The organism is Mesorhizobium qingshengii (assembly GCF_027563465.1).
Taxonomy (GTDB): Bacteria; Pseudomonadota; Alphaproteobacteria; order Rhizobiales; family Rhizobiaceae; genus Mesorhizobium; species Mesorhizobium qingshengii_A.
Window position 1 is genome coordinate 577,786 of sequence record NZ_JAPFQA010000002.1, and the last position, 17,549, is coordinate 595,334.

Below are 17,549 nucleotides of genomic sequence, written 5' to 3' on the forward strand. Positions count from 1 at the left end.
GGAGGCAGCGCTCGGCGCCAAAAAGGGAAGGATCGCTCCCCTACCTTTGCGCCAGCCGGCTGCTTTCCACCGCGATACCGAGCAGCGCCTGCCGCGCCAGCGCGACCGAAAGATCCGGCCGCCGTCGTGTCTGCAGCACGGCGGTCTGCAGGCGGGTCAGGGCGCGGCCGAGCGCTTCGCTGCTCCAGCGCTCGAGCGCCTTCTCGACCAGCTTGCGCCGCGAGAAGAACACCGGCGGACGGGCGGCGGCGACGACGGATGCCGCGTTGCGGCCACCCGAATCCATCTGGCCGCGCATGGCCTGGATTTGCTGCAGCTGCCGCATCGCCGATGAAAGGACCAGGAAGGGCGGGCCGCCGGACTGACAATGGCGGGTGAAGGCGGTGTCGAAGTCGCCGACCTTGCCTTCGAGGAGTGCGTCGACCGCGTCGTCGAAAGACGCGCCGGACACGTCACCCGACATGGCCTTGACCTCTTCCAGCCCGATCTCCTTCTGGCCATGGGCATAGAGGATGAGCTTCTCGATTTCGCCGCGCGAGGCCAGCCGGTCGCCGCCCAGATTGCGGCGCAGCGCCTGTCGCGCCTCCATGGTCATCGACATGCCGGCCTTGCGCAGTTCATCGTCGATGACCGCGTCGATATCCCTGGCTTCATCGGCATAGCAAGGCAGCGCCATAGCATTGTCCGCCGCCTCGACGACAGCGCGCAGCCCGACGCCCTTCTTGAGATCGCCGGCCTCGATCACGATGATGGCGTCGCGCGGCGGTTCGGCGGTGAGCGCCTTGACGTCGTCGGCCAGCGCCTTCTGGCCGCTGGCGTTGCGCACCCACAGCAGGCGCCGCTCCGAGAACATCGGTACGGTGCGCGCTTCGTCGAGCAGGCGGCCCTCGTCGCGGTCAACCTCCGAGCCCTCCAGCCGGACCACCGAGAACGGATCGTCGAGCGGCAGGCCGGTCTTTTCGGCAAAGGCTTTCGCGCGCTCGGCGACCAGCCCACGGTCGGGGCCATAGAGCAGGACGATCGAGATGCGCGGATCGGGCCGCGCCAGCCAGGAATCGACCTCGAAAGCTTTCTTCTGTGCCATGAAGGGTGGTTAGCATGATGTCGGGACGGCTTCCAGCTTGGGTTCCTTTTCCTCCGGAGGGGGAGAGGTGGCGCTGCGCAGCAGCGACGGAGTGGGGGAAGCCGCTCGCCAGACGCGCCACCGCGAGACAGGCACAATCGCGCGAGCAAGAAAACTTAGGCAAGCGGCAATCAGGCGGAGCATGGCTTCGATGAAAGATCGACCCCCACTCCGTCGAGCGGCGCTCGACACCTCTCCCCCGATCGACGGGGGAGAGGAAAGGCGCGAGTTCGCCAACCTTGGCGCCCGTTTCTCCCTCAGGAGGCGTTAAAGCGGGGGCGAGGACCCGGGTATTGCCGCCCAATCGCCTTATCTGGCGGAAACCCCGGCGCAATCTTGCGCCAAATTGCGCGCGGCGATGAAACATCGACAAGAAATTTCGCGGACATATCTTCATCTTGGTGCGCGGGAGGCTGCATCGGCCGGCGCGGCCGGGATGGAGACCGAAGGCTTGCCCGACGAATTCGCACTGGTCTGGCCGCGCGGATATGCAAGTATCCCTGGCCAGGCAACTTTGGAGGACAAAGGTCATGGCCGATGCTGGGATGTTGCGTTTTCACGTTCCGGAACCGGAAGTGCGGCCGGGCGGAACGCCTGACTTTTCCAACGTGACCGTCCCGAAGGCCGGCTCGGTGCCGCGCCCGGAGATCGATGTCGATCCGCGCACGATCCGCGACCTCGCTTTCTCGATCATCCGTGTGCTGAACCGCAACGGCGAAGCCGTCGGCCCCTGGGCGGGGCTGCTTTCCGATGACGAGTTGCTGGCTGGCCTTCGCCACATGATGACGCTCAGAACCTTCGACGCCCGCATGCAGATGGCGCAGCGCCAGGGCAAGACGTCCTTCTACATGCAGCATCTCGGTGAAGAGGCGGTGAGCTGCGCCTTCCGCAAGGCGCTCAGCCCGGGCGACATGAACTTCCCGACCTACCGGCAGGCCGGCCTGCTCATTGCCGACGGCTACCCGATGGTCACCATGATGAACCAGATCTATTCCAACGAGGCCGATCCGCTGAAGGGCCGGCAGCTGCCCATCATGTACTCGTCGAAGGAGCACGGCTTTTTTTCGATCTCCGGCAATCTGGCGACGCAGTACATCCAGGCGGTCGGCTGGGCGATGGCTTCGGCGATCTCGAACGATTCGCGCATCGCCGCCGGCTGGATCGGCGACGGCTCGACCGCCGAGTCCGACTTCCATTCGGCGCTGGTGTTCGCGTCGACCTACAAGGCACCCGTGGTGCTCAATGTCGTCAACAACCAGTGGGCGATCTCGACCTTCCAGGGCATCGCCCGCGGCGGCTCCGGCACCTTCGCCGCGCGCGGGCTCGGCTTCGGCATCCCGTCGCTGCGCGTCGACGGCAACGATTATCTCGCCGTCCACGCGGTGGCCAAATGGGCGGCGGAGCGCGCGCGCAGCAATCTCGGGCCGACGCTGGTCGAATATGTCACCTATCGCGCCGGCGCGCATTCGAGCTCGGATGATCCCTCCGCCTACCGGCCGAAGACCGAATCCGACGCCTGGCCGCTCGGCGATCCGATCGTGCGGCTGAAGAACCATCTCATCCGGCTCGGTGTCTGGTCGGACGAGCGCCACGCGCAGGCCGAGGCCGAAATCCTCGACACGGTGATCGCGGCGCAGAAGGAAGCCGAAAGCCATGGCACGCTGCATGCCGGCGGCAAGCCGTCGACGCGCGACATGTTCGAAGGTCTCTATGCCGAGATGCCGCCGCATCTGCGGCGCCAGCGCCAGCAGGCGGGAGTCTGAACCATGCCAAGACGGACCATGATCGAGGCGATCCGCGACGCCATGGATGTGTCGATGGGACGTGACGACAAAGTCGTCGTGTTCGGCGAGGATGTCGGCTTCTTCGGCGGCGTCTTCCGTTGCACGCAGGGCCTGCAGGCCAAATACGGCAAGAGCCGCTGCTTCGACGCGCCGATCAACGAATCCGGCATTGTCGGCTCGGCCATCGGCATGGCCGCCTATGGGCTGAAGCCGTGCGTGGAAATTCAGTTTGCCGACTACATGTATCCGGCCTACGACCAGCTGACCCAGGAAGCGGCCCGGCTGCGCTACCGCTCGAATGGCGATTTCACCTGCCCGATCGTGGTGCGGATGCCGACCGGCGGCGGCATCTTCGGCGGCCAGACGCACAGCCAGAGTCCGGAAGCGCTGTTCACCCATGTGTCGGGGCTGAAGACCGTCGTGCCGTCCAACCCGCATGATGCCAAAGGGCTGCTCATCGCCGCGATCGAGGACCCGGACCCGGTGATCTTCCTCGAGCCGAAGCGGCTCTACAACGGCCCCTTCGACGGCCATCACGACCGGCCGGTGACGCCATGGTCGAAGCATGAGCTTGGCGAGGTTGCCGACGGCCACTACACGGTACCGCTCGGCAAGGCCGCGATCCGCAGGACGGGCTCCGCCATCACCGTGCTGGCCTACGGCACCATGGTCTATGTCGCGCAGGCCGCCGTCGAGGAGACCGGCATCGACGCCGAGATCATCGATCTGAGGACCCTGCTGCCGCTCGATCTCGACACCATCGTGGCGTCGGTCAAAAAGACCGGGCGCTGCGTCATCGTGCACGAGGCGACGCTGACCTCCGGCTTCGGCGCCGAACTGTCGGCGCTGGTGCAGGAAAACTGCTTCTACCATCTGGAGGCGCCGGTGGCGCGGGTCGCCGGCTGGGACACGCCCTATCCGCATGCGCAGGAGTGGGACTATTTCCCCGGCCCTGCCCGGGTTGGCCGCGCTCTGCTTGAAACCATGGAGGCCTGAGATGGGCGAGCACGTCATCAAGCTGCCCGATGTCGGCGAAGGCGTCGCCGAAGCCGAGCTCGTCGAGTGGCATGTCAAGGTCGGCGATATCGTGCGCGAGGACACCGTGCTCGCCGCCGTCATGACCGACAAGGCGACGGTCGAAATTCCGTCGCCCGTCGATGGCCAAATCCTGTGGCTGGGCGCCGAGATCGGCGACACGGTGGCGATCGGCTCGCCCATCGTGCGGCTGAAGGTGGCGGGCGAGGGCAACGCGACGCCACGGAGCGGCGACGAGGGGGAAGCGGTGGCCGCCGAAGCTCCGGCGAGGCTCCCGACGCCGAAGCCCGAAGCCGTTGCGCCAACCGCGAGGACTTCGCCAAAGGCCGGCGCAACGGACGTGAAGCCGGCTGCGGCCGTTTCGAAGAACGTGCAGCAGCCTTCCGTCTCCGGCGCGCCGCGTCCGGAAGGCGAGAAACCGCTGGCGTCGCCGGCCGTGCGCCTGCGGGCGAGGGACGCCGGCATCGATCTCAGGCAGGTTGGCGGAAGCGGTCCGGCCGGCCGCATAAGCCACGAGGACATCGAGGCTTATCTGGCACGCGGTCCGCAGGTCGCCAAGACCTCCGGCCTCGCCCGCAACGACACCGTCGAGGACATCAAGGTGGTCGGGCTCCGGCGCAAGATCGCCGAGAAGATGACGCTCTCCAAATCGCGCATCCCGCACATCACCTATGTCGAGGAGATCGACGTCACCGCGCTGGAAGAATTGCGGGCCGCGCTCAACAAGGAAAAGCGCGCGGACAAGGGTGGGGCAGAGCGGCCGAAGCTGACATTGCTGCCGTTCCTGATGCGGGCGATGGTCAAGGCGATCGCCGACCAGCCCAACCTCAATTCGCTGTTCGACGACGAGGCCGGCATCATCCACCAGCATGGCGGCATCCATATCGGCATTGCCGCGCAGACGCCGTCGGGACTGGTGGTGCCGGTGGTCAAGCATGCCGAGGCGCGCGACATCTGGGATTGTGGCGCCGAGGTCATCAGGCTTGCCGAGGCGGCCAAGTCCGGCACGGCGACACGCGACGAGCTGTCCGGCTCGACCATCACCATCACCTCGCTTGGCGCCATGGGCGGCGTGGCGACGACGCCGGTGATCAATCATCCGGAAGTGGCGATCATCGGCGTCAACAAGATGATGGTGCGGCCGGTGTGGGACGGCACGCAGTTCATCCCGCGCAAGATGATGAACCTGTCGTCCAGCTTCGACCATCGCGTCATCGACGGCTGGAACGCCGCCGTCTTCATCCAGCGCATCAAGACGCTGCTGGAAACACCAGCGCTGATTTTCGTGGATTAGAGTGATGCGGTTGATCAAGACGGTTCGTCGGAAGTTGCCGGCGCTGGTGTGTGGGCTCCCCCTTCTCCCCTTGTGGGCGAAGGTGTCGCCGGAGGCGACGGATGAGGGGTGCTCCAGGGAACGCCAACGCCTCACTTCGCTGGAACACCCCTCATCGGTCTCGGCGCTATCGCGCCGATCCACCTCCCCCCCCAAGGGGGGAAGGAAAAGGCGCGTCGCGGCCTTCGCCGAAGGGGAGCAGTCGTCATGAAGGAAATCTCCTGCAAGCTGCTCGTCATCGGCGCCGGTCCCGGCGGCTATGTCTGCGCCATCCGTGCCGGCCAACTCGGCATCGACACCGTGATCGTCGAAGCCGGCAAACCGGGCGGCACTTGCCTCAATGTCGGCTGCATCCCATCCAAGGCATTGATCCATGCGGCGGAAGAGTTCGAGAAGGTGTCGCACATGGCCGGCGGCAACAGCCCGCTCGGCATCTCGGTCTCGGCACCCGTGCTCGACCTTGCCAGAACCGTGGCCTGGAAGGATGGCATCGTCAGCCGGCTCAACAGCGGCGTGGCAGGCCTGCTCAAGAAGGCCAGGGTGAAGACCGTCCAGGGCTGGGCGACGTTCCGCGATGGCAAGACCGTCGAGGTCGAGACCGAGACCGGGATGCAGGTGATCCGCGCCGAGACGATCGTGATCGCCACCGGCTCGGCGCCGGTCGAACTGCCGTTCCTGCCGTTCGGCGGGCCGGTGATCTCGTCCACCGAGGCACTGGCGCTGAGCGAAGTGCCGAAGAGGCTCGCCGTCGTCGGTGGCGGCTATATCGGGCTGGAGCTCGGCATGGCCTTCGCAAAGATGGGTGCCAAGGTGACCGTGGTCGAGGCCTTGCCGCGGGTGCTGGCGCAGTATGACGCCGAGCTGACCCGGCCCGTGGTCAAGCGGCTGGCCGAACTCGGCATCGAGGTGCTGGTGAACGCCAAGGCCAAGGGGATTTCCACCAAGGACGACGCGCTGCTGGTCGAGACATCGGATGGCAAGAGCGCCAAGGTGGCCGCCGACAGGATCCTGGTGACGGTCGGCCGCAAGCCTGTGACCGAAGGCTGGGGGCTCGACCAGATCGACCTCGACAGGGCCGGCAAATTCATCCGCGTCGACGAGCAGTGCCGCACCTCGATGCGCGGCGTCTTCGCCATCGGCGATGTCACCGGCGAGCCGATGCTGGCGCACCGGGCGATGGCGCAAGGCGAAATGGTCGCCGAGATCGTCGCCGGCCACAAGCGCAGCTGGGACAAGCGAGCCATTCCGGCGGTGTGCTTCACCGATCCGGAGCTGGTGACGGCGGGGCTGTCGCCGGAAGAGGCCAAGGCTCAAGGCGAGATCAAGATCGGCCTGTTTCCCTTCGCCGCCAATGGGCGCGCGATGACGCGGCTCGGCGAGGACGGTTTCGTCCGCGTGGTGGCGCGCGCGGACAACCATCTGGTGCTCGGCATCCAGGCGGTCGGACAGGGCGTGTCGGAACTGTCGGCGGCATTCGGTCTGGCGCTGGAAATGGGCGCGCGGCTGGAGGATATCGCCGGAACCATCCACGCGCATCCGACGCAGGGCGAGGGCTTCCAGGAAGCGGCGCTGAAGGCGCTCGGGCACGCGCTGCATATTTAGGGGCTTACCCTCCCCCTTGTGGGACGCAAGGGGAAAGGCTCCTTTCCTCTCCCTCCGGAGGGGGGAGAGGTGGCGCTGCGAAGCAGCGACGGAGTGGGGGAAGCCGTTCTTCAAATGCGCCGCGGTGGCAACTCACCAAAGGGCCTCACCCAGGGCGAGGCATCGCCCCGGCTTGAAATAACAACGCCCGAGCCAGGTCGACCCCCACTCCGTCGAGCTTCGCTCGACACCTCTCCCCCGGTCGACGGGGGAGAGGAAAGGGGTGCCGCTCAGCTCGCGAGCCGGCTCTCCATCTCGTGCTGCGCGTAGGCGCGGCCGAAGCGGTTGGCGAGGAAGGCGTCGAGCGCGATGTCTTCCTGCCGGATGAAACCGGTCGCGGGCAAGGTCCCATCGGCGAGCATGTCGAGCACGGCGCAGATGCCGGACGCGGTGGTGATCTGGATGGCGCTGCGCACCGTCTGGCCGATGCGCCTGGAGTAGATCTTGTTGGCGTAGGTCTCCTGCAGCAGGCGGCCGTTCTTGCGGCCCGAGACGGTGACGAAGACGATGACCACGTCCTGCAGCGTCGCCGGCAGGGCGCTCTCGAAGATGTCTTTCAGCACCTCGCGGCGGTGGCGGAGCCCGAGGTCGTTGAGCAGCGCCTTCATGATCGCGGCGTGGCCGGGATAGCGGATCGTGCGGTAGTTGAGCGTGCGCACCTTGCCCTTCAGCGTCTCCGCCAGGGTGCCCAGCCCGCCGGACGTGTTGAACGCCTCGTAGGTGACGCCGTCGAGCGAGAATTCCTCGCGCTCCTCCAGCGGCGGCACCTCGACCAGCTCGCCCTCGACGATCGCCTCGCAAGGCTCGCAATATTCGTTGATGACGCCGTCGGTGCTCCAGGTCAGATTGTAGTTCAAGGCATTGGAGGGATATTGCGGCAGGGCGCCGACCCGCATGCGCACGCTCTCCAGCGTGTCGAAGCGGCTGGCCAGGTCATTGGCGACGATCGAGATGAAGCCCGGCGCAAGGCCGCATTGCGGGATGAAGGCGCTGCTGGCCGAGCGGGCCAGTTCCTTGACCCGCCGGGTGCTGACGACATCCTCGGTGAGATCGAGATAGTGCACGCCGGCGCTGGCCGCCGCCTCGGCGATGCGCGTCGTCAGATGGAACGGGGCGGCGCTGAGCACCGCGAACTTGTCGGCCAAGGCCGCTTCGAGCGTGCCCGATGCCTCGATGTCGAGTTCCAGCGTGGCGACCGCCGCGGGCAGTTCCGCTGCGGCGAGTTGCGCCGCGGAGCGGTCGACCAGGGTGACTTGATAATCACCCGTACCGGCAAGCATCCCGGCAATGGTCGAGCCGATCTTGCCGGCGCCGACAACAACAATTTTCTTCATGACCGATCCCTCGCGCGAAACTGATTTTGCTGTTTTGTCTGTGCATGCCGTTGTCCCAAAACCGCTGCACGCTCCCGGGTCGGGCCCGTGGGCGTGCTTTTGGACGACATGCATGAGAATCGCAGCTTGCCCGTCGAAAGGAAGCGTGGAATTGTTCGAAACGAAACTCTGATTGCGCAATATGCCGACGGGAATCGTCGAAATGCTCAGTGACGCCGAACAAGCCCTGCTTTCCCTGCTGCGCGAGAATGCGCGCGCCTCGACCGCCGAGCTGGCGCGGAAGCTTGGCGTGTCACGGACAACCGTGCAAAGCCGGATCGAGCGGCTGGAACAGCGCGGCATCATCACCGGCTATGGCGTCAGGCTGGCGCCGGACTACGAGCAGGGGCTGGTGCGGGCGCATGTGCTGCTCACCGTGACGCCCAAGCTCGCCGACAAGGTGGTGCGCGGCCTGCGCGCGCTGGCGCCGGTCAGGACGCTGCATTCCGTCAGCGGCAATTTCGATATGATCGTCATCGTCGATGCGTCGTCGATCCGGGATCTCGATCTGCTGCTCGACCAGATCGGCGCCATGGAAGGGGTCGAGCGGACCTTGTCGTCGATCATCCTGTCGACGCGCATCGACCGATGATCGCCGCAATGATGGCCCTTACCGATTTGTAAACACCCGGCAAAGCGGCGGTATTCTCGGTCGGACATAGTCGCGGATGACCCGCTGCGGCAGCTTGGATTCCTGGCGCCGAAAGCCCGTCGCGTTGAAGAGGCTTTATCATGCAGGGTCGCGGCTATTCCTCGGGCAACTGGATTCGCTTTGCCACCTCCATGGCGCTCCTCGCCATGGTTTGCCTGCTGCTGGTCATGTCCGGCCATTCGACGGGCCTTGACGAACGGTCTTACTTGCTTTGGGTGTGGTAGCGTCCTAAATCGCGTCGCGTTGAGACGGATTCAGCCGACGCGCTTCAAGTCCCCGTTTTTATGCATGTCTTTGCCCCTAAACCGCTGCACGGTTTTGGGCGACATGCATTTGACCTTGATAGGGACGAGTTTCAGATCGCCGCCGCCGTGGAGGACCCGTAACGCGACCCCGCCCAAGCTAGCTCGCCGACGAGTCCTCACTTGGCGTTCGTCTATTTGGCTGGCTGGATGCCCGATGCCGCCAGCTTGCCGGCCTTGGTCGAATAGGTCACGACCACCTTCTCGCCAACCTTCAGCGTCTCGGCTTCTATGCCTTCCGGCAGGATGAAGGTCTTGCCGTCGGAAAGCGTGATCGAGTCGCCTTTCTTGTCGATGCTGGCAATGGTGCCGGTGGCCGCCTTCGCGAAAGCACCGGTCGAGGATACGACGGCGAGTACCATTGCGGCTGCGATAGCTGACTTCTTCATGTTCTTTTTCCCGTTTGGCTTGGTTGTGGAGCCGCAGGCCATTTGGCTCTGCAGCGGCTCCGGTACCCGGGCCGCTTGGCCGCCGGGTCTGTCTCTCCTGCGAGAGACGAAACGAGCTTAGGCCGTGGAGTTTTCGGTGGGCTGGCCGCAGGTTTACAAATAGGTAAATCGACGTTCGGCCTCACAAGTCGCGCAGCTGTTCCGCCGCCTGTCCCGCCGATGGCCTTGCGGACAGAACGGCTGCAGCCACCGAAGCCGCGACGAGACCAAGCATGACTGCCAGGTAAAGCCAGGGGATCGACAGTGCTTCGGGTGGCGGATCGAAAACGCCGGTCAACAGCTTGACCAGCATCCATGCCGTGAGCAGGCCCGAAAGGAGGCCGAACGTCACGCCGCCAACGAGGATCAGCAGACCTTCGCTCCAGAGGAAGGCCGCGAGCTGGCGCGGTTTGGCGCCAATCGCGGCCAGTATGGCGAAAGGCCGGCGACGCTCGAAGAACTCTAGCGCCAGCATCAGTCCGGCGGCGGCCGCGGCCATGACGACCGCGAAGCCCAGTTCGATTGTCGTCAATCCCCCGAGATCGACCGCGGTCAGGCTCGAGCCGATGAGATGTGCCGCCTGGCCGATATCGGCCACCTTCAGCGACGGATCAGAAGTGATCACCGACGAAGCCTGCCGCGCCAGCGCGGCAGGATCCGCCCTGGCTCGCATGAGCACGTATTCGGATGCATCGGAGCCGGTCATACGGGCTACGTAGGCCGAATTCGCGACAAGGAAGGAATCCTTTGGCGCGGTCGGAAACTCGCGGGTGACGCCGATGAACTTGAAGGCCACGGGATGATACTGGTGATCCCTGGCATCGATAAGCCGCAGGTTGATCGTATCGCCCTGCTGGAGCTGGAAGTCCTGCACGGTCTCTTCCGACACCAGAACACCGTCGGGCGTCGCGGCGAGCAGGGCGAGCGTGCCGGCCGCGCTGGCGCCACTGAAATAAGCGTCGGAGAGACCGGTGGCCCGTCCGATGCGGCCGGGATCTATGCCATAAAGGTCCTGCAGGTCCGCGCCGACATAGGCGAAACGATGTTGCATGGGTTCGGCCGCCGCGGCTTCGGACAGCGAGGCCAGAGCTGCCAGGTGAGCTCCGGCCGGTCTGTCCGTCGTGCCGAAGACAGTGACGTCGGAGCCGTTCGTCAGCTCGGCGTCGATGCGCGCCTGGGCATTGTAGGTGGTGTTGAAGATGGCGGTCGACGTGGCGAAGGAGATGGCCAGCGCAGTCATCGCAATGCCGATCGTCAGCCGTCCCGATTGCCGCGACAGGGCGGCTGATACAACAGGCGCCAGCGATCCCGATACCGGGGCAACAATCATCCGCAGGAGCGCGCCATTGCGCGCGATGATCGCGGCCGACAGCCTGACCGTCAGCAACGCCATGCCGATCCAGAACAAGGCCGGCGCGATGAATGCCTTGTAGTCCACCGATGTTGCCGCCACGCCTTCGGGCGCAAGCACGATCTGGTATCCGGTGCTTGCCGATTGCCAGAAGAACAATCCCGCCGCCGCAAGCAGCAGGCAGTCCAGCCACAGGCGCTGCCAGAGCGGCGCGCTCGGCCTGCTCACGGTGCGCCGCGCCGCGGTCACGGTCGCCCAGCGCGCGTCCCGCCAGGCCGGGTAGAGAAAGGCGATGAACCCGACCAGCAGCCCGAAGAAGGCGACAAGAAGCAGCGTCGGCCCGTCAAAGCCAAGCGCCGCCTTGAGGCCCGGAGCAATGATGGCAAGGAGCGATGCCGCGGCCATGCCGATCGCGGTTCCACCAATGGCGGCGACGGCGGCTTCCATGGCGGACAGAAACAGGATGGCGTTGATCGTCGCGCCGCGGACGCGTAGCAGCGCCTGCTCCGTCCGACGGCGTGCCGCACCGGACGAGGTGACGGCAAAGGTAAGCGCAACCGCCAGCGCGACGCCGGGCAGCCCGAGAAACAGGAACAGGACGGAGGCGTATAGCGCATCCTCGCGGACCGCTCCGAGGCGCGACCCGAGATTGTCGGCCACCAGGGCCTCACCGGCGACCCGCGCCTCGAGATTGTGCTGGGCGGCAGTGACAAAAGTATAGGCCGTGACGGGATCCGGCGGCAGCGCCTCGTGGGCAAGCCGCACATGCAATTGCAGCCGGGTGGTGTCGGGGCGCGCCTTCTGCTGCGGATCGAACAATTGTCGCCAGGCTTCCTGCGGCAGAATGACGACATTGTCGGGCGGAGCCTGCGGCGCTGCCTGAGGCGGCAGGCCGACAGCCTGGAACAGGGCGTCGGCGTCCGGGAGGTCAATCACGCCGGCAATCCGGACCTCCGCCGGCGGCAAACCCACCCGCTGGATCGAGACAGCGTCGCCGGGGCCGACATGGAGGTTGGCGGCTGTCTGCTGGGCAATCAGCGCACCGTCGAGGGTGCCGGAAAGCGAGCGGATTTCCGCCGGGAAATTGCTGGAATACCCGCGGTCGAAAGCAACAACCTGGCCAGGCCCCGTGGTTTGGGTCGTCCCGCCGGTTCGGGCCTCGAAGCCGGCGACATCCGCATAGCGGACCTGATGCACGGCCTTGACCGGAGCAGCTTCAGTCAGCGCCTTGCCGATGTGGTCCGGATCGGCACCGGAAATCACTTGCACCTGCCAGTCGATTGGAACCGCGGACACGGCGCGAGCGGTCATCGATGCCCCAGCGTTGGCGAGGAAGAGCGCCATCGCCGCGAGCAGAGCGACCGTCAGCGCGATGCCGGCAGCAGCACCAGCCACGCGCAGGAAACGGCGGGCAAGCACACCACGAATCCACAGCAGGAACATCATGCGGCAGCCGCCCCAGGCCGATGCCCGGTGGTGAGCCGGCCGTGGTCCATGGTCCAGCGCGTCGCCATGCGGTTGGCCACGACTTCGTCATGTGTGGCAACGACCAGGGCGATGTCGGTGCCCTCCAGGCGGTCGAACACGGCGTCGAAGAAGCGCAGCGCCGTTCGGCTGTCCAACTGCCCGGTCGGCTCGTCGGCAAGCACAAGCTTCGGACCCATGACCAGGGCGCGCGCCATGGCAATACGCTGAGCCTGGCCGCCGGACAGTTCTTCCGGCAGCTTGTCGCCGAGTTCGCCGAGACCGAACGATTGCAGAAGTGATGCCCCGACGTCGTTGTCGCCGACATTCTCGCCGGCCAGCAGCATGGGCAGGCCGACATTCTGGGCAACGGTGAGGGCAGGAAACAGGCTGGGCGACTGAAATACGAACCCGATCTGGCGCGGCCTCAGGGTCTCGAATGCGCCGAGTCCGGGCCATTCGACGATACCGGCCGTCGGCCGGTCGAGGCCGCCAAGAATATGCAGCAGTGTCGTCTTGCCGCTACCCGAAGGTCCGACGAGAGCGATGCGCGCGCCCGACGCGATCTCGCAGTCGACATTGCGCAGTACGCTGATCCGGCCGGCATTGCCATCCCGGAACTCTCGTCCGAGGCCCTTTGCGATGACGAGCGTTTCACCCACGGTCGATCCTCCCATCCTTCAGCCTGATGACGCGATCGGCCTTCTGCGCCAGCGCCCTGCTGTGGGTAGCCAGCAGCGTTGCCAATCCGGCGTCGCGCCGCGCCTCGAAATGAGCGATCAGCCGGGATTCGGTATCGGCATCAACCTCCGCGGTAGGCTCGTCGGCAATCAGGATCGGCGGGTCGGCGGCCAGCGCCACGGCAAGGCCAGCGCGCGCCGTCTCGCCGCCTGACAGTTCGGTCGGAAAAGCGCGCGCGCGATGCGAAAGGCCAACGCTTTCCAGCAGGCCGGCCATTCGCTCGTCATCCGGCTTCTTCGCCAGCAGCATCTGCAATCGAAGGTTCTGCTCGACATTCAAGTGACCGAACAGGTTTCCCGACTGCAGCAGAATGCCGAAGCTGGCGGCGCGAACGCGCGTGCGATGGGCCTCCGGTCGCCGGGTCAGCCGGACGCCGGCCACCTCGACATAGCCGCCATCCGGTTCATCGAGGCCGGTTACGCAGGCCAGCAAGGTGGATTTGCCGCTGCCGGAAGGCCCGACCAGGGCGACGATCTCGCCAGCGGCCACGTGGAAACTGACGCCCCGCAATGCGGCCGTCTCGTCGTCGCCAATGTGGAAGAACCGATAGAGTTCATGCGCGTCCAACGCGTGCATCTCATTTCCACCGGAACGAATTGGACATCAGTTGCCACTGATCGACATTGTCGGCGCCCTTGGGTGCATAGAGTTCGAGCGCGACGAGCTTGCCGTCCTTGAAATAGAGGTAGCGTTCGTTCTCGAGGCGAACCTGCCGGTTGGTTACCGCGTTCGGCTCGGAGTTCGAGGTGTAGACGATGCGGATCGCGGTGCCGGCCGGCAGCTTGACCTGCTTGACCGCGCTTACCCGCACAGCGCGTCCGGCGGCCTCGAGCTTCACAACATAATCCGCCTTGGCGCTGTCGACGGTCGGTGCGGCGTCCGCCTTGGAAACCGAGACAACGACGCCATCCAGCTTGTCGACGAAGCTGGCGCCGTCGGCACGGTCCGACCGTGCCCAGCCCTCCGGCACCTTCAGGGTGAACCCATCCGGCGAGGTGTAGTCGATGAAGACCTGTGTATCGGGAATGTCGCCCGGCGGGTTCTTCTCCTGCTGGACGGGTTTCTCGGCAGCCGAGGCCGGCAGGCCACCAGGCACCGCAACCAGGGCGGCTGCCGTGCCCAGGCACGCCGCGACGGCGAGAGCGGGCAAGACGCCAGTGGTTTTCCGAAAAAGGATTTTCATTTTCCGCGGCCTTTCGATGGAAGGGTGGCTCCTTCCATTATGCCGCTGCAAGCTTACGGGCGGGTCGCCGGCCTCATACGCTTTGGTAAGTTTCTTGCGCCAGTTTTCGGCCCTATGACGCCGCCGATCTTACCAGCGGAAAGCTCACCACCACGGCGAGACCGGGCTGACAATCGTCAAGGGCGATGGATGCTCCGTGCAGATCGGCAATGGCTCGCACCAGGCTGAGGCCGAGGCCGTTGCCGGGTGTCGACCGGCTGTGATCCAGCCGGTAAAGCCGCTGAAACACCCGTTCGCGCTCGTCCGGGGGAATGCCAGGTCCGTTGTCGGCGACGCTGGCAAGGACACGCTCGCCCTGGCGCGTCACCCGCATTCTGATGGTCGTGCCGGGCGGGCAATGGCGCAGCGCATTCTCCACCAGATTGGCGAACATCTGCGTCAATAGCTCCCGATCGCCATGGATCGGGTCCGCCGTTTCGCGTAGCTGCACGGATGACAGCGACTTTCCGTCGTCCTCGGCAACCTCGGCGTAGATCTCGGCGATGGTTTCCAGGACCTCGCCGAGATCGAGATCGGTGAACCGCGCCTTGCGCGCGCCGGCCTCGATCTGGGCGATCCGCAACAGAGCATCGAAGGTTTCGTTGATCTGATAGCCCTCCGCGCGCGCGTCGGCCAGATCGTCGGAGACATCCTGTTCCTGCGCGGCCTTGTCGGCGGCGCCTTCCAGGATCATCTGCAGGCGGTTGAGCGGCGTCTTCAGGTCGTGCGCGATGTTGGCGCTGACCTGCTTCATGCCCTCGACCAGCCCCGACAGGCGGTCGAGCGCCGCATTGACCTGGGTGGACACGACGTCGATATCGTCGCCATTGCCGGTCAGGGGGATGCGGGCATCCAGCCGGCCATGCGAGACGTCCACCATCGTGGCGGCAATGCCGTCGAGGCGGCGCTGGACGCGCGTGGCAAGCAGGGTACCGCCGGCAACCGCCAGCCCGCTGATGATGAGCGTTCCCCAGCCGAAGCTCATCAGCACCACCGTTTCCAGCTCCTCCGTCTCGGAAAGGCTGAAGGCAACCGTCAGACTGTTCCCTCCGATCGAGCCGGAATAGGCACGATACTCGGTGCCTGGAGGCACGCCGGGCAGGACGGCGTCGAACATCGAGAAACCGTCGGGAAGCCCCGCCGCGGTGAAATTGCCGGCCAGATGGTTTCCGGCAGCATCGCTGAGCGAAAAAAGCTGCTCCTTCTTGGGGCTGAGCTCCGAATGACTCACGACCGTGGCGATCATGTCCTCGGGATCGCTCTCATAGGTTGCCGCCACGAGAGAGTAGGTTGCCTTGATGGTTTCATCGAGGCGCCCGGCAAGATCGGCGCTCATCATCTGGTAGACGATGGCGCCCGACAGCACGAAGGCCAGCACGAACAGGAAGGCGAATGTCAGGGCAAGCCGGAAGGGCGTGCTGCGCAGCAGACGGGCTCTTGTACCCGTCATGGCGCGAGCGGTGCGTGCAGACTGTAGCCGGTGTTGCGGACCGTGTGGATGAGCTGGGCCTCGAACGGCTTGTCGATCTTGGTCCGCAGCCGGCTGATATGGGTCTCGACCACGCTGGTCTTGGGATCGAAGTGAAAATCCCAGACGCGCTCCAGCAGCATGGTGCGGGTGATCACGCGTCCTTCGCCGCGCATCAGCACTTCCAGCAGGCTGAACTCCCTCGGTTGCAGGTCGATCGGATGGCCCTGCCGGGTGACGCGCCGCATGATCAGGTCCATTTCCAGATCGGCAACCCGCAAAACGGTCTTCTGCTCCTGCGCGGCCGGGCGACGGCCAAGCGCGTTGATGCGGGCAAGCAGCTCGGAAAAGGCGAAGGGCTTGACCAGATAGTCGTCGCCGCCCGCCTCGAGGCCCTCGACGCGGTCGTCGATGCCGCCGACGGAGGTGAGAAAGATCGCCGGGGTCCGCACGCCTGCCGCGCGGATCGCCTTGACCATCGACAGGCCATCGAGACCGGGGATCATTCGATCGGCCACGATCACGTCATAGCCGCCGCTGGTCGCCGCGAAAAGCGCGTCGTGTCCGTTGCGAAGCAAGTCGCAGACATGACCGGCCTCGGTCAATCCCTTGACGATGTAGTCGGCCGTCTTGTGGTCGTCCTCGACAAGAAGAAGTCGCATGGCTGTTCCGGTTTGCTGCCGACATCGAGGATAGGCTAGCACCGGCATGGACCCGTTCCTAGGATATCACGAGCCTGAAACCCGCGGCGGCTCGCAGCGGGCTCATGGCTCGGCTTTCTGGCGAAGTTTTGTTCTAATCCGACTCCAGCAGGATTTTGTCGGCCTCGTCGGCTGTCCTCTTCAGGCTCATGTAGAGGACAAGCGCAATGATGCAGCCAAGGAAGATCAGGCTGGTGAAGGTGGTGCCGAAACCGACGCCGCCATATTCGACCGGCTGCGACAGCAGGTCGCCGAAGGAGGCGCCAAGCGGCCGCGTCAGGATATAGGCGAGCCAGAAGGCGAGGATGGCGTCCAGATCGAGCAGGTAGTAGGCAAGCGCGATGAGCGCGATGATGCCGCCGAACAGCAGGCCTGTCGTCAGATAGCCCAACTCGAAGGTCTCGGCCACGAGATCGCCGGCGGCGGTGCCGAGCGAGAAGGTGAAGAGGATCGCCAGCCAGTAGAAGATCTCGCGCCTGGTGGTGAAGATGGTGTGGATCGACAGCGTCCGCTCGCTGGCGTACCAGACCGCGAATGTCGCGGCGAGCACGACGCTGAACGCAATCGTCGTCGTTTGCAGGCGGACGCCGAAATTGTCGACGAGGTTGTCCGTGATGAGCGTTCCGACGACACTGATCAGCACCACCGCCAGCCAGTATGCCCAGGGCATGTAGCGTTTTTGCGCGAACTGCAGGACAAGGGCAACGACCAGGACAGCGGTCATGATCAGCGAGGTGACGGTCAGCCCAAGCCCGAGGTTGACGGCGAGATAGTCGGCCGCCGTTTCGCCCATGGTTACCGCCATCAGCTTGATCAGCCAGAAATCGACGGTGACGTCCGGGACCCTGTTGTAGCTCGGTCCGGCAGGTTGCTTGTTGGCGAGCATGACTAAAGTCCTGAGGTTGATGGTTGGGGTAGAATTGAAGCGCAT

Annotated in this window: 15 protein-coding genes; 5 read left to right on the top strand and 10 right to left on the bottom strand. The window is 65.2% G+C overall.

Annotated features, from left to right (window positions below; genetic code table 11):
* Positions 1–40 precede the first annotated feature (40 nt).
* The gene (gene holA, locus OOJ09_RS07400; protein ID WP_269904558.1) at positions 41–1,084 is read right to left on the bottom strand and encodes a DNA polymerase III subunit delta; all 1,044 of its coding nucleotides are present in this window, start codon (positions 1,082–1,084) and stop codon (positions 41–43) included.
* 569 nt (positions 1,085–1,653) lie between these two features.
* On the opposite strand from holA, the gene OOJ09_RS07405 reads away from it, so the two are divergent.
* The 4 genes from OOJ09_RS07405 (at position 1,654) to lpdA (ending at position 6,877) form a co-directional block, all read left to right on the top strand.
* Complete coding sequence (locus OOJ09_RS07405) at positions 1,654–2,886, top strand: 3-methyl-2-oxobutanoate dehydrogenase (2-methylpropanoyl-transferring) subunit alpha (protein WP_269904559.1); 1,233 nt, start codon at positions 1,654–1,656, stop codon at positions 2,884–2,886.
* 3 nt (positions 2,887–2,889) lie between these two features.
* Positions 2,890–3,903, top strand: a complete 1,014-nt coding sequence (locus OOJ09_RS07410) for an alpha-ketoacid dehydrogenase subunit beta (RefSeq protein WP_269904560.1) — start codon at positions 2,890–2,892, stop codon at positions 3,901–3,903.
* 1 nt (position 3,904) lies between these two features.
* Complete coding sequence (locus tag OOJ09_RS07415) at positions 3,905–5,236, top strand: dihydrolipoamide acetyltransferase family protein (RefSeq protein ID WP_269904561.1); 1,332 nt, start codon at positions 3,905–3,907, stop codon at positions 5,234–5,236.
* A gap of 246 nt (positions 5,237–5,482) precedes the next feature.
* A complete protein-coding gene (gene lpdA, locus OOJ09_RS07420) occupies positions 5,483–6,877 on the top strand; it encodes a dihydrolipoyl dehydrogenase (RefSeq protein ID WP_269904562.1) in 1,395 nt (464 codons plus the stop codon).
* A 269-nt stretch (positions 6,878–7,146) separates the two neighbouring features.
* Here the strand turns inward: lpdA and OOJ09_RS07425 are convergent, their stop codons facing one another.
* On the bottom strand, positions 7,147–8,250 hold the full coding sequence (locus tag OOJ09_RS07425) for a saccharopine dehydrogenase family protein (protein ID WP_269904563.1): 1,104 nt from the start codon (positions 8,248–8,250) through the stop codon (positions 7,147–7,149).
* A gap of 202 nt (positions 8,251–8,452) precedes the next feature.
* Here OOJ09_RS07425 and OOJ09_RS07430 point away from each other — a divergent pair, with 202 nt between their 5' ends.
* Positions 8,453–8,881 carry an Lrp/AsnC family transcriptional regulator gene (locus OOJ09_RS07430; RefSeq protein ID WP_269904564.1) on the top strand — a complete coding sequence of 143 codons (429 nt, stop codon included), beginning with the start codon at positions 8,453–8,455 and terminating at the stop codon, positions 8,879–8,881.
* Between the two features lie 496 nt (positions 8,882–9,377).
* On the opposite strand, the gene OOJ09_RS07435 is transcribed toward OOJ09_RS07430, so the two are convergent.
* The 8 genes from OOJ09_RS07435 to OOJ09_RS07470 form a co-directional block, all read right to left on the bottom strand.
* Positions 9,378–9,632 carry a DUF1344 domain-containing protein gene (locus OOJ09_RS07435; RefSeq protein WP_269904565.1) on the bottom strand — a complete coding sequence of 85 codons (255 nt, stop codon included), beginning with the start codon at positions 9,630–9,632 and terminating at the stop codon, positions 9,378–9,380.
* A 181-nt stretch (positions 9,633–9,813) separates the two neighbouring features.
* A complete protein-coding gene (locus OOJ09_RS07440) occupies positions 9,814–12,468 on the bottom strand; it encodes an ABC transporter permease (protein ID WP_269904566.1) in 2,655 nt (884 codons plus the stop codon).
* The gene (locus tag OOJ09_RS07445; RefSeq protein ID WP_269904567.1) at positions 12,465–13,148 is read right to left on the bottom strand and encodes an ABC transporter ATP-binding protein; all 684 of its coding nucleotides are present in this window, start codon (positions 13,146–13,148) and stop codon (positions 12,465–12,467) included. The genes OOJ09_RS07440 and OOJ09_RS07445 overlap by 4 nt, the downstream gene beginning before the upstream one ends.
* The gene (locus OOJ09_RS07450; RefSeq protein ID WP_269904568.1) at positions 13,141–13,803 is read right to left on the bottom strand and encodes an ABC transporter ATP-binding protein; all 663 of its coding nucleotides are present in this window, start codon (positions 13,801–13,803) and stop codon (positions 13,141–13,143) included. Before OOJ09_RS07450 ends, OOJ09_RS07445 begins: the two co-directional genes overlap by 8 nt.
* 1 nt (position 13,804) lies before the next feature.
* Positions 13,805–14,410, bottom strand: a complete 606-nt coding sequence (locus OOJ09_RS07455) for a hypothetical protein (protein WP_269904569.1) — start codon at positions 14,408–14,410, stop codon at positions 13,805–13,807.
* A gap of 112 nt (positions 14,411–14,522) precedes the next feature.
* Complete coding sequence (locus OOJ09_RS07460; RefSeq protein WP_269904570.1) at positions 14,523–15,899, bottom strand: sensor histidine kinase; 1,377 nt, start codon at positions 15,897–15,899, stop codon at positions 14,523–14,525.
* On the bottom strand, positions 15,896–16,579 hold the full coding sequence (locus tag OOJ09_RS07465) for a winged helix-turn-helix domain-containing protein (RefSeq protein ID WP_269904571.1): 684 nt from the start codon (positions 16,577–16,579) through the stop codon (positions 15,896–15,898). Before OOJ09_RS07465 ends, OOJ09_RS07460 begins: the two co-directional genes overlap by 4 nt.
* 133 nt (positions 16,580–16,712) lie before the next feature.
* A complete protein-coding gene (locus OOJ09_RS07470; protein WP_269904572.1) occupies positions 16,713–17,504 on the bottom strand; it encodes a hypothetical protein in 792 nt (263 codons plus the stop codon).
* Between the last annotated feature and the right edge of the window lie 45 nt (positions 17,505–17,549).